At 48.4% G+C, this 13,566-nt stretch carries 4 protein-coding genes, 3 tRNA genes and 1 rRNA gene (1 of these 8 running past the window's edge); 3 read left to right on the forward strand and 5 right to left on the reverse strand.

Going from position 1 to position 13,566, the window contains the following annotated elements; genetic code table 11:
* Position 1 precedes the first annotated feature (1 nt).
* Positions 2 to 1,159: a TRAP transporter substrate-binding protein gene (locus ACCC71_RS13085; RefSeq protein WP_434310071.1), complete on the reverse strand. Its 1,158-nt coding sequence runs from the start codon at positions 1,157 to 1,159 to the stop codon at positions 2 to 4.
* A 21-nt stretch (positions 1,160 to 1,180) separates the two neighbouring features.
* Positions 1,181 to 2,365: a mandelate racemase/muconate lactonizing enzyme family protein gene (locus ACCC71_RS13090; protein ID WP_434310072.1), complete on the reverse strand. Its 1,185-nt coding sequence runs from the start codon at positions 2,363 to 2,365 to the stop codon at positions 1,181 to 1,183.
* A 290-nt stretch (positions 2,366 to 2,655) separates the two neighbouring features.
* Here ACCC71_RS13090 and ACCC71_RS13095 point away from each other — a divergent pair, with 290 nt between their 5' ends.
* Positions 2,656 to 3,495, forward strand: a complete 840-nt coding sequence (locus tag ACCC71_RS13095) for an AraC family transcriptional regulator (RefSeq protein ID WP_434310073.1) — start codon at positions 2,656 to 2,658, stop codon at positions 3,493 to 3,495.
* A 128-nt stretch (positions 3,496 to 3,623) separates the two neighbouring features.
* Here ACCC71_RS13095 and ACCC71_RS13100 read toward each other — a convergent pair whose 3' ends face one another.
* On the reverse strand, positions 3,624 to 10,244 hold the full coding sequence (locus ACCC71_RS13100) for an InlB B-repeat-containing protein (RefSeq protein WP_434310074.1): 6,621 nt from the start codon (positions 10,242 to 10,244) through the stop codon (positions 3,624 to 3,626).
* 378 nt (positions 10,245 to 10,622) lie between these two features.
* On the opposite strand from ACCC71_RS13100, the gene ACCC71_RS13105 reads away from it, so the two are divergent.
* A tRNA-Glu gene (locus ACCC71_RS13105) sits at positions 10,623 to 10,694 on the forward strand.
* A gap of 40 nt (positions 10,695 to 10,734) precedes the next feature.
* Positions 10,735 to 10,805: transfer RNA gene (locus tag ACCC71_RS13110), tRNA-Cys, on the forward strand.
* 266 nt (positions 10,806 to 11,071) lie between these two features.
* Here ACCC71_RS13110 and ACCC71_RS13115 read toward each other — a convergent pair.
* A tRNA-Asn gene (locus ACCC71_RS13115) sits at positions 11,072 to 11,144 on the reverse strand.
* Between the two features lie 139 nt (positions 11,145 to 11,283).
* A 23S ribosomal RNA gene (locus tag ACCC71_RS13120) occupies positions 11,284 to 13,566 on the reverse strand; it runs 603 nt beyond the window's last position.

Here is a 13,566-nt window from a genome sequence, read left to right on the forward strand (position 1 = left end):
GCTATTTTAAAGACTCCGCAATTTCATTAGCAGCGTTTACATAACGGTTAAAGGCTTCACTGCCCATATCCTGCTCGATCTGTCCCCAGGACGTTTTCGCTACTTCCTGGAATTTCTCCAGCTCTTCCACCGTAGGATCATAGATTTCCATTTTCTGACTCAGTTCCGAAAGAATCTCTGTTTCTTTTGCCGCCAGCTGAGAACGGCAGGTATCCTCGGCAACTTTTCCCATATCCATTACCATCTGCTGCTGTTCCGGGGTCAGACGATCCAACGCAGCACGAGAGATGGCCAGGACCGTAAAGGTGTAATTATGTCTGGTCAAAGTCATATATTTCTGTACTTCGTAAAATTTGGAAGTATAAGTGTTGATGATCGGATTTTCCTGGGCATCCACCAGGCCCTGCTGCAGCGCGCTGTACAGCTCGGAAAAGCTGGTCTGCTGAGTGGAAGCGCCTAGAGCTTCCATCGCCGCGATCTGGTATCTGTCATTCAAGGTACGAATCTTTAATCCCTTCATATCATCCGGGGTTTTGATGGGTCCCCGGTTGTTGGTTACATTTCGGAATCCTACGTCTAAGAACGCCAGAACTACCATGCCGGTATCCGCTTCCACTTTGGCCTTGATTTCATCGCCGATTTCTCCATCAATAAATTGATAGAGCTGTTCGGAGCTGGTAAACAGGTAAGGAATCGACAGCGGTGCAAAAGCATCCGTATAATCGCCCCAGCTGCCAAAGGACAACGCGATCATGTCAAACGCGCCGTTTTGAGCGCCTCCGATCAGCTCATCCGCGCTGCTTCCCAGCACGCCGTCCAGATACATGTCCAGATAGAGCGTTCCACCGCTCTTCTCCCGAAGGCCGTCGTCCATTGCCTGAACACCCATGCCGTTGGGAACCGTGGTCAGCTCCAACTGCTTCATTGTTGTGGAAAGCTTTAACCCAATGGCGCCATCCGCCAAAGCATTGGTTTCGCCTGCCGCTTCCGTACTTTCTCCCGCTGCAGCCGTCGTATCTGCCGCAGCCCCAGTTGTCGCGCCAGCAGCTGCCGTCGTATCCGCCGCAGCCGTCGTGGTATCCGTCCCGCCTCCCAGGCACCCGGTGCAGACTGTTGCCAACATGGTCAACGCCAGAGCCATTGATACTATTTTTTTCATTTTTCTCCCTCCTATGTTTCTTTATTCTACGACAGCAAATGTATCCGCCTGTTTATATGCCTGCTCGCTGATTTCATTTCCTAAGCCGGGGGCATTCGGGACGGCCAGATAGCCGTTTACAGGTTGCTCATCTACTGTGGTAAGTCCCATATTATAGGTGATACGATTCACAATATGGTGCTCATGAATCACAAAGTTTGGAATGACTGATTCTAGATGAATCGCTGCTGTTGTGGACAGCGGGCTAGCGCAGATATGCGCTTGTACCGCCACATCATAAGCGTGAGCCATATCGCAGATTTTCTTTACTTCCGTAAAACCGCCGCAGTTTCCAAGATCCGGTTGAATCACTTGCAGGGAACGATCTTCAAAGTACGGCACAAACTGCCATCTGCCGTAGACCCGTTCTCCGCTGGCTAAAGGAATATTTACTTGATCAGCAATATACTTGGTCATATACGGTGTCGGCGTATCCGGTTCTTCAAAAAACATTACATCGTACTTTTCCAGAATCTTTGCGTATCGGATTGCGCCGGGAGCATCCATACGGGAATGGGCTTCGGCAATGATGTCCACCTCCGGTCCAACCGCTTCCCGAACCGCAGCCAACCGGTCTTCCATCATATGTAAATCCTTTGGCAAGACAAAACATCTTCGGTCTTCCGTATCAAAAGCCCCTCTGTCCGGTTTTTTCTCAAAGAAATCAAATTTCACCGCATCGTAGCCTTCCGCCACAGCCTTTCTCGCCGCGTCGGCAAAATCTTCCGGCGTATACTGAAATACATAATCCTCTTTGTTATTTTCCCAGCCGTTCTGCAGCTGACTGGCGTAAGAGCGAAGCTTGTCTCTGCGCGCCCCGCCCAGCAGAGCATGAACCGGCACGTTAAAATATTTTCCTTTGATATCCCAAAGAGCCATATCAATTGCACCGATCGCTGCAAAAATTACCGGGCCTCCATTTTGTCCCCAAAAAGTAGTTTTATACAGCTTATCCCAGATTACCTCGTTTTTCAAAGGGTCCATACCGATAACCAGACTGGCAAATTCCTTTACTGCCGCAAATCCTGCGTCCGCCGCACGTCCATAAGCCAACGCGGCTTCTCCGTCTCCGTAAATCCCTTCGTCCGTATAGATCCGGCAATATACCGGACGCCAGGTAGGACGCGCCGTTTTCACCTTTAAGACTTCAATTTTTGTGATTTTCATATCTGCTACCCTCTTGCTGTTTTGGGCTTTATCATTTCATTTCGGCCCGTTGTTTTTATAAGCAAAATTATAATTTAGAGGCCTCTGATTTTCCATCCTCTATCCTTACTTGTTCCCCAAATTATCTTCATATTCGTCTCGAAAAGAAGTCACGTTTTTCAACAAAAAAATCATTTTTCTTTTGGATTCCATATGAACTATCTTGCGATTCTAGAGGAATTATGTTAAGATGAGGGCACCCAAATGCTGTTTCCGTTTTTGACTTTTGTTGATTTTAGAAAGGAGTTTTTATGTTTTTTCAGGACTACTTTGACAGCTGTCTTCCTAAGATCGAACGGATACATCTGGACTACAATCTGACCGATCAGGCTTATACGTTTCATCTTCATAAAGATGTCACGGAACTGGTATATGTTGCTTCCGGAAGCGGAATCTACATGATCAATCATCAACATTTTTCCGTGGAAAAAGGAGATATCCTTGTCATCGAAAGCGGTTTTATCCATTCAGGTTCTTCCAGCCCCCACAACCCAATGAAAACTCTGGCTTTAGTGGTATCTGATATCCACTGGAAGGATAAAGAAGCATCAAATAATATTATTTTCCCCACTTCTTATCCATTGATCAAAGAAGGACCTCATACGCCATATCTTTGCAGTACGATGATGGAGCTCTGGCGGATGTACCAAGAACCACAGCCGGATACAGAACTCGGACGCATGATTCTATCCCCTTTGTTAGTCCTTCTGAGAAAACATTACAAAGATACGAAACCCTATTGGAAAGTCCGGGAAAATCCCCTAGCCTGCGATATTTTATCCTATATTTACAATCACTATGCAGAAGACATCTCTCTGGAGACATTGTCCCAGCGCTTTTATATGAGCGCCGGACACATCAGTCATCTGCTTCAAAAAGAATTTCAGATTTCCCCGATTAACTATTTAATCGACGTGCGGTTTAGCAAGTCAAAAGCGTTGTTGATCAACACCGATCTTTCTATTGCAGAAATCGCATACACCGTAGGATATAACAATCCAGCCCATTTTACCAAACTCTTTATCAAACGAATCGGTTACTCGCCGAACGATTATCGCATGCTGCACAAAAACATTCCGGCAGACTTGTAAAGAAAAAGAATTTTATTCAGGGGCTTTTGAGGCCGGAATCCCCGGAATAACAAAATTGGGTGTGAACGCCGAACCCGGCAGATCACACCCAACTTTTTATTTGAGATTTTTACATCTCCGTAAAATTTTTATTTCTCCGCAGCTTTTCTCTTTTTCAAGATCACAACTGCTAAAGCGGCTGCAGCTACTACCAGCACCGCAATGAAAGGAACGAGATTCGTATCGTCGCCCGTCTTCGGACCAGCTCCCGTACCTCCAATCTTGTCAATCTTGCCATCTCCATCTGCATCGATGTTCACATCTGGCTTGCCATCTCCATCCGTGTCGATGTTCAGATCCGGTTTGCCGTCTCCATCGATATCAATGTTGATATCCGGCTTTCCATCTCCATTCGTATCGATGTTGATATCCGGCTTTCCATCCTTATCCGTATCGATGTTGATATCCGGCTTTCCATCTCCATTCGTATCAATGTTGATATCCGGCTTTCCATCTCCATTCGTATCGATGTTCACATCCGGTTTTCCGTCGTCATCCGTATCGATGTTCACATCCGGTTTTCCGTCGTCATCCGTATCGATATTCACATCCGGTTTTCCGTCGTCGTCCGTATCGATGTTGATATCCGGTTTTCCGTCGTCATCCGTATCGATGTTGATATCCGGTTTTCCGTCGTCATCCGTATCGATGTTTACATCCGGTTTTCCGTCGTCATCCGTATCGATGTTGATATCCGGTTTTCCGTCGTCATCCGTATCGATATTGATATCCGGTTTGCCATCGTCATCTGTATCGACGTTCACATCCGGCTTTCCATCGTCGTCCGTATCGATATTGATATCCGGTTCGCCGTCATCATCCGTATCGACGTTGATATCCGGTTCGCCGTCTCCATCCGTATCGATGTCCACATCCGGCTTTCCATCGTCGTCCGTATCGATGTTGATATCCGGTTCGCCGTCTCCGTCTTTATCCACATTCACAGGCGGTACATCCGGCTTACCAATCGTTACAACAACGGTCTGATCCTCGCTGATCTGGCTCAAAACTACTTTGCCATCCTCGATCAGATCATTTCTCAAAACGCCATTGACAAATACGTATTTTACTTCCGTACCCTCATCAATGGACCATGCCACTTCTCTGTCAGCGCCATCGGAAACCTGGCCGCCGCCCGTGATGCTGCCGCCGTCGCCTTTGATGATAGCGGTAACCTGATGAACCACTTCACGGAACGTAGGAGGCGTTACCACATCATTGTCTTTCAGAGGTTTCTGCTTCAGAACAATCACGACATTCTGATCTTCCGTGATATTCTCCAGCGTAAAGGTATCCACGTCATCTCTCTGAACGCCGTTCACCGTAACGGATTCTACTTCGTAATTGGAGTCTGTAATCGTCCATTTTACTTCCGTCTCGCCGCCGTCGTCTACGAGAGCAGGTCCAACCTCAATATTACCCGGACCACCCTGAATCGTTACATTTACCTGATGCAGTACTTCATCTGCCGGAGCCGGAGTCTTCTCTCCATCCTCATTGTTCTGCGTAAAGTAAACCTTGATCACATGCTCTTCTACGATTTCCTTTAAATCCTGAATCGAAGGCACTGGTTCCGGATCCGCAAGGGGTGCAGGTTCTCCTTCATCTAAGCTCAGCGCGCTCAGCACAGCCGCGCTGCCAACTGTTTCAGCCTGAAGCGAATGATTCTCCAGTGCTGTCTCCTCTTCTCTCGGAAGCGTACTCACTTCTTCGGACGAAGGAGAAATCTCTCCGCTTGTTTCCTGAGAAGATTCTGCAGGTACATCAGCCGCTAGAGTTTCATTCTCCACAGACTCGGCTTCCGTCGGCTGCGTTTCTTCACTCTGGCCAGGTGTTTCTTCCGGCTGAGCTCCTTGGTTCAAATCCTGCGGTTCGTTTTGCTGAGGCTCAGTAGGCGTCGGAGCCGGAAGTTCCGCAATCGTTTCCGGCGGAACGTAGTTATACACTTCGTTGCCATCTACGATAATCTTAACCGTTGACCAGCCGCTCGCAGGCTCAGCTTTAATGTTCTTGTAATTTGCCATATGGAAAACTGTTTTGGAAGGAGAAACCGTACCTTCGCCGTACTTCAAAATGGTTACTCTATGAAGAACCGGCCTTAGATGCACTTCCACTTCCGTATCTTTCTGGATGTCAGTGAGATCCAGCTTTCCATCCTCGGTTGGTGTCACGGTTTCGCCGTCTACCACAACCTTTTCCACTTCATAATAAGTGTAATTCGGAGAATCCGGGTCGCTGTCAGGAACAACAACATCCCAGTCTACCTTATAATCCTCACCCTGACTGATTACGGCGCCGCCTGTGATTTCACCAGGACCGCCAACCAGCTTGGTCGTCAACTGAATGTACTTCTCATCGTTGAAATCCGGAGGAGCAATCTCTCCCGTAGTATCATCGGGTTTTGCCAGGTAAATATCCACTACGTGGTTGGTCTGAACGTTAGTCAAAGGCTTTTTGGAGTAGTTCATCTTCTCCAGCTGTTTGTCTGTCAGGTTCAGTTCCTCTCCATCCAGCATCACCTTGTAAATCTTATACTCGCTTTTCGTCGTATCCCAGGATACCGTTGCCTTCTCTCCAGCGTCTACTACCAAGCTCTTGCTGATTTCCACGTCATCGCCGCTATAGCCATAACGGTTTACCGTGACAGTGTACTTTCCTTCGGTAGTACTGCCGCCGATCGTAGGCAGCGCCTCGACGGTAACAACAACCGAATGATCCGCCTGGATTCCGGTAAATTGAACCGTGCTGTCGGAGGTATTGTAAACAACGCCGTCCACTTCTACCTTCACGACTTTATACTTGGCATCCTTGAGCTCCCACTGAACCGAGAAATCCTCACCGGCTTTCACGCTTGTGGTAGGTGTAATGGAATACTTAGTGTTATCCGTGCATCCTACTACCGAAGTTCTGACTTCATAATACTTCTCAACCGGATCACCGCCAGGGGTTGGCTTCGGGTTCGGTTTCGGCTGCTCAGCTTCCTTTGTAAACTCCACATAAACGCTGTGGTTCTCATGGAAGCCGCCGTCTATCTCAAAAGTATAGCCGTTAGCTTTTATCAGATCGTCGCGTATCGTGCCATCGATAACGACCTTGGTAACATAGCTGCCCTCAGCCGCTGCCCATGAAACAGAGGTGTTCTGGCCCTCTTTTATACCGGTAGCGCCGGTAACGGTACCATCACCCTTCTTGGCAGCACTTACATCAAAGTATCTGTCATAATACAGTTTGAGAACAAGCGCAGGGCTGCCTGTAATCGTTCCCTCAAGAACATTTCCCGAGTTTTCCGCATCAAACCAATAGGTAGCGGAACCGACCGTGATCTCAGCAAGCTTGTCCGCATCGGATACGGTAGCCTTCGCCTCTGTTGTACCCGTATAAGTCTTGTTGAGCGTATTGTCATTTACCCTTGTGTAAATGTAGTCGCCGTTTGCGTCCACATTGCCGGAGTTGATGTAATAGTCAACAGAATATTTTGTGTCATGGTTAGGCGTCCACTTGGCTATGAAGGTGTGAGGATCCTTCTTGATAAAGGTCTCGCCGCCGACATATGGCGTAGTGCCCATGGTCACGTTTCCGTCCTCATCAACGATCTTCTCAAACCAGCCCTCGAAGGTATAGCCTGTGCGGGAAGGCTTAAAGAAGGTAGTATAGTTCGTAGCGGAAGCACGCAAATAGGAGTGATCGGTAATACGGCTGCCGCCGTTGGAATCGAAGTCAACAACAAACTTGTTTGTATCCTCAATCCATACTGCATAAATGGTCTTGTCAGAGGAAGGCATAAGAGGAGCTGCAACAGGAGTTACGCCGGTAACACCCTGAGCCACCTTAAATAGCTTCGTCCTGTCGTTGTCCTTGGACTCAGACCAGCCCTGGAAAATATAACCGGGCTTTGTAGGAATACCACGTCCGCTTACAGGCACAGCAGGAGATTTGAGCGTTCCGATATTCGCCTGATAAGGGATATCCTCTATGGTCTTGATATTACCCGCAGAACCGCCGTTCGGATCAAGACGAAGAGTATACGCGCCGATCTTCCACTGAGCCACAAGATAGTAGTTCTCTCTTGTCACCACGCCATCTTCAGTCTTAACAAGTTTCGCGAGCTGCTCGGATACCACTTCCACATTCGCCGCATTGTTGATGTATGTCTCATTCGCGGCATTTTCCGCGTTGTCGCTCTTGAGCAGCTTCCATCCGTTAAAGGAATAGCCCTCGCGGCTAGGAAGTACATTATGATCGTCTACCTTCTTCAGAATACTGGAGCCGGAAACGACTCTGTAGGGAGCCTGTGCGGGATCTGCCAGTCCGGGGGTGCTGAAGGTACCGCCGTTGGCAAGATATATCATGTTTGCATAATCCGTAGAATAAGAAGGTCTGATAATGATCTCGTTATCCTTGGGATCAGGGGTCGTACCGGGAGTCACAGGGTCGCCGCCGGGGGTCTCCCAACCGCTGAACTGCTGGTTTTCGGGATCCTCAGGGTCCGGCACCTCATCATCCGGAGGAAGTACGATAATAGGCTTCTCACCGATAACATAGTAGTCGTCGATGGGGTTGCCGTCGGGATCCTGAACCTGTACATGGGTAGGCTGGAACACAGCCTTATTACCGACATTGCCGCATTCGTCTCTGACCCATACGACCAGCGGCAGCGTATCGGTTATTTCATAATCAAAGGAGGTCGTATGCTGTGCAAAGGGCAGCTTCTCCCAGTCATCCTCTGTAGGCTCAGCATCTTTATCATTGGTCACCCAGTAAGCTGCGACACCGGAACCACGGTCGTCCTCGATAAAGGTGATACCATCTTCGTCTATACCCGAACCGGTATCGGTAAGAGTAATCGTCGCAATGTTTCTACCGGTATTCTCACCCTCAATATAAGGATGCATGTTGTCAAGGAAAGCGGTAACATAGGTTGAGAAATCCTTTGACTTATTACCGGCCTGATCCTCGACCTCAAGGGTAAAGGTGTATCTTCCCTGCTTGGAATCCTTGGTAAATACAAAGTCGGGAAGCTTTGAGGGATCGTCGACTGCTACCTTATTAAATCCTGTAACAACAGTATTGTCAGGGTCGGTAACCGTCAGCGTCCATTTTGCAAGACGGCCGTCTGCGCCGGACAAAGAGCCGATACGGGACTGGTCAAAAATATTGACGCTGACCGTATCCTGCTGCTTATCGGTATGCGTCTCGTTGTACTTGGCCGCATTGACAAGGTGCTGCAGGTGGATCGTCATCATCTGCTCATCGGCAGTAGACGCATCTTTAATATAGAAGTTCGCCAGAGGCAGATCGGAATCAACTTCAGCCTTCTGGAATTTCTTGCCCTCTTTGAAGTTCTGGGCAATAAACTGTGCCATCATCTCGGTATAGTTATCACCGGGAGCATAGAAGCCATTGGTGGAACCGAGACCCTGGTGAGTAATCTTGCCGTCACTGTCTTTGGTGGTATCCGTAACGATCCTACCGTCGTCGGTATTGGAGATGTAGAAGATCTCCTTCTCGTTCATACGGTTGATACCATCGGTGTAGTTTTCGTTTGGCTTGCCGTACTTCTCCTCCTCAGGGATCTGAGGGTCGTTCTTGTCGCCTGTCAGGTTGATGAAGTATTTGTAGTCCGCGCCTTCGTAATACTGCACATTCTTCAGCGCGTCAAAGGCACTTGCCTCATAGCTCATCTCAAGGTCTACAAACTTCATTATGGAAAGCGAACCACAGCCGTGTTGTACATAGTTGACCAAAGGACCAAAGCCGTTGAATCCAGTATCATCCAAATGTTGATCTCTCAGAAGGTCAGTAACAGCTCCAAGGTTGCCGCTCGCGTCATAGGCCTGATACTGAACCGTAACGCTGTCTTTATTCAGTTCAACCGTAAGACGAACCGTGTTTTTCGGGCCGAAGTTCATTGACGGCAAAGAAGTTACAGCAGAGCCGCTCATACTCGCATTGTTAACACCGACATTGATCTTCTGCAAAGTACAAGCATTGCTTCCGGCAGCAAACACAAGCGCGTAGCCCTGCACATTACCGCCGTTGATTCCAGCGTTGAGGAAGAAACCGTAGCTTCCCAGTGTATGGGTATCAATAACCGCGGGATTGATATCAAAGCTGAAGTTTCTTCTTGCATTGCTTGCCGCAGGATATATCATGTAGTCGGAAAGCGCATTGGTCCCGTATCCTGCAAACACCATGCTCGCTTTTCCTTCGTCATCTACATAAGAGTAAATATGCTTGTCGAAGTTTTTACATTGGTTGCCAGTAGTATTGGTGTTATTCTTAAAATAACTCTCAATCGTACCGGTACCATTTGTATGCGAGTTATCCGCCTGCCGAAAAGGCTGCTTCAGCTTCTGGTCGGCAGCCAGACCAAGCGCATTGTATGTACCCTGATCGCGGTAGTGGTCATACACATACCAGCCGCTGGTATCGGTAGTATCGATTGCAACTGCCGTAGTGGTAATACGGAAGTCGCTGGGGCTGAGCCCTTGCTCTACCAGCTTGTCCGCTAACTCCTGCTTAAATTCAAGGAAAGTTCCCGGATAGTCGCTGGGCACCGACACCGCGATGTCAATCTTTGGGGTAGGGTTTGCACCTACGTCAATGCTGGCTGCACGTACCGACGGAGCGTAGTTCACGCCCAACCCCAGTATCATAGCGAGACATAGAAGTATGCTCATCGCTTTTTTAGTCCACTTTCGTTTTCGCATGTCCATCCTCTCTTTCTATCATGTTCTTTATGAGACGCAAAAGCACGCCTGTCCATGCAAAACTTGCCTGTCCAAGCGCTAAAATTGTGCAGTTGATTTTTATATACCACTTTCCAACAAAATCGTCAATACTATTTCTTATATTTTTTGAATATATAATCTTTAACAGTTGATTTTGGTATAATTTTGTATACACTTTTCTACCCCCCCCCCGTAATTTTCAGTTTTTTCTACCTTTTTCGTCTTTCGATACAGACAGTTCAATTAGTCGAAAATCCTTACCATGAACGACAACGAAAAAAATGAAAAAATCCCTTGCATTTCAAGAGCAGATATGCTATTCTTATAAAGGTCGCTCTCCCGAAGGGAGAATGTTACGGCTCCGTGGTCAAGCGGTTAAGACATCGCCCTTTCACGGCGGTAACACGGGTTCGATTCCCGTCGGAGTCATTCGTGCTAACGCCGAGAGGCTGTGCATATAATAGAATATGGCGACTTAGCCAAGCGGTAAGGCAAAGGTCTGCAACACCTCTATCGCCGGTTCGATTCCGGCAGTCGCCTTGAAAACCCTGAGAACAAATCTCAGGGTTATTTTTTTATTTTTATAAAGCCAAAAAACTTTTCAAAAGATATTGCCGATCGCTGATACGCTTGCATATATTCTTAACCAAGCGCTCTTTAATAGAAAACAAAGCTTCCTAATTAAAAACAAAATATTTCGTAGAGGAAGTTCCACTAGCGGAGCGCTTTATTATTCTATAGGAAATTCCGTTGGAATTTCCTATAGAATAATAAAAGTCCCTAGATGTATCATCTAAGGACTTTCGCTCCCCCTGTTGGACTCGAACCAACGACACTGCGGTTAACAGCCGCATGCTCTACCGACTGAGCTAAGGAGGATTACTTTGTTTGATCGGCGCCTTCGCTATCTCTCCGGCTTTCCCTTTAGATAACAAAGAAACGGGCAGTCTCCACTACCCGCTCGATTACACCTTCAAAACTGCATACCGAAAATTCTTTACATCAAATTCCTTTGCTTGAGGTCAAGCCTTCGACCGATTAGTGACAGTCAGCTACATACATTACTGTACTTCCACCTCTGCCCTATCTACCTCGTCGTCTTCAAGGGGTCTTATTTCTTTTCAGAAGGGATATCTCATCTTGAGGGGGGCTTCACGCTTAGATGCCTTCAGCGTTTATCCCTTCCAGACTTGGCTACCCAGCTCTGGGTTTGATACCCAACTGGTACACCAGCGGTCTGTCCATCCCGGTCCTCTCGTACTAAGGACAGCTCCTCTCAAATATCCTACGCCCGCGCCGGATAGGGACCGAACTGTCTCACGACGTTCTGAACCCAGCTCGCGTACCGCTTTAATGGGCGAACAGCCCAACCCTTGGAACCTGCTACAGCTCCAGGATGCGATGAGCCGACATCGAGGTGCCAAACCACTCCGTCGATGTGAACTCTTGGGAGTGATAAGCCTGTTATCCCCAGGGTAGCTTTTATCCGTTGAGCGATGGCAATCCCACTTTCTACCACCGGATCACTAAGTCCTACTTTCGTACCTGCTCCACCCGTCGGTGTCGCAGTCAAGCCCTCTTCTGCCTTTGCACTCTTCGGATGGTTTCCAACCATCCTGAGAGGACCTTTGAGCGCCTCCGATACTCTTTCGGAGGCGACCGCCCCAGTCAAACTCCCCGTCAGACATTGTCCCTCCGCCGGGTCACGGCGGCAGGTTAGAAATCCAGTACTACAAGGGTGGTATCCCAACAGCGGCTCCTTGGCAACTGGCGTCACCAATTCTTAGCCTCCCACCTATCCTGTACAGATAGTACCGAATCCCAGTATCAAACTAGAGTAAAGCTCCATGGGGTCTTTCCGTCCTGGCGCAGGTAACCAGCATCTTCACTGGTACTTCAATTTCACCGGGTGCATTGTTGAGACAGTGCCCAAATCATTACGCCTTTCGTGCGGGTCGGAACTTACCCGACAAGGAATTTCGCTACCTTAGGACCGTTATAGTTACGGCCGCCGTTTACTGGGGCTTAAGTTCAGACCTTCGCGTTTCCGCTAAGCCCTCCCCTTAACCTTCCAGCACCGGGCAGGCGTCAGCACATATACCTCACCTTTCGGTTTTGCATATACCTGTGTTTTTGCTAAACAGTTGCTTGGGCCAATTCTCTGCGGCCAGGTCTCCCTGGCACCCCTTCTCCCGAAGTTACGGGGTCATTTTGCCGAGTTCCTTAACAATGCTTCTCCCGTCGGCCTTAGGATTCTCTCCTCATCCACCTGTGTCGGTTTACGGTACGGGTACAATACAAACAATAGCGGCTTTTCTTGGCAGCTGGAATCAGTGACTTCACTACTTTTGTTCGCTTCGCATCACGTATTCGGATTGTACGCCGGCTTTTCCTTACGTACTCCTACCTCGCTTGCACCGGTTTTCTCATTCCCGGCTTCACCTATCCCTCTGCGTCCCCACAGTTCTGTTATATTGCAGTACAGGAATCTCAACCTGTTGTCCATCGACTACGCCTTGCGGCCTCGCCTTAGGTCCCGACTTCCCCAGAGCAGATCAGCTTTACTCTGGAAACCTTGGATATTCGGCCGGAAGGATTCCCACCTTCCTCTCGCTACTCATTCCGGCATTCTCTCTTCTTAACTCTCCACAGCTCCTTCCGGTACTGCTTCACCAATTTAAGAATGCTCCTCTACCAATCTATTTAGATTCCATGGCTTCGGTGACGTGTTTTAGCCCCGGACATTTTCGGCGCAGGGCCTCTCGACTAGTGAGCTATTACGCACTCTTTTAATGTATGGCTGCTTCTGAGCCAACATCCTAGCTGTTTTCGAAACCCCACATCCTTTTCCACTTAACACGTACTTTGGGACCTTAGCCGGTGGTCTGGGCTCTTTCCCTTTTGACTACCCAACTTATCTCGTGCAGTCTGACTCCCGATCAGCATCTGGCTGGCATTCGGAGTTTGATATTCTTTGGTAAGCTTTGACGCCCCCGCGGAAATTCAGTGCTCTACCTCCAGCAGACTTAATCGAGGCTAGCCCTAAAGCTATTTCGAGGAGAACCAGCTATCTCCGGGTTCGATTGGAATTTCTCCCCTATCCACACCTCATCCCCACCCTTTTCAACGGATGTGGGTTCGGTCCTCCACAGGATTTTACTCCCGCTTCAACCTGGACATGGATAGATCACCCGGTTTCGGGTCTATTTCCACTGACTTGCGCCCTATTCAGACTTGGTTTCCCTTCGGCTCCATTCCTTAAGAACTTAACCTTGCCAGTAAAAATAACTCGCCGGACCGT

This window comes from Hominifimenecus sp. rT4P-3 (assembly GCF_051055405.1).
In the GTDB taxonomy this organism is placed as follows: Bacteria; Bacillota; Clostridia; order Lachnospirales; family Lachnospiraceae; genus Pseudolachnospira.

Coding starts and splice junctions, on each gene's coding strand:
- ACCC71_RS13085 (WP_434310071.1), bottom strand. CDS start 1,159: ATGAAAAAAATAGTATCAATGGCTCTGGCGTTGACCATGTTGGCAACA.
- ACCC71_RS13090 (WP_434310072.1), bottom strand. CDS start 2,365: ATGAAAATCACAAAAATTGAAGTCTTAAAGGTGAAAACGGCGCGTCCT.
- ACCC71_RS13095 (WP_434310073.1), top strand. CDS start 2,656: ATGTTTTTTCAGGACTACTTTGACAGCTGTCTTCCTAAGATCGAACGG.
- ACCC71_RS13100 (WP_434310074.1), bottom strand. CDS start 10,244: ATGCGAAAACGAAAGTGGACTAAAAAAGCGATGAGCATACTTCTATGT.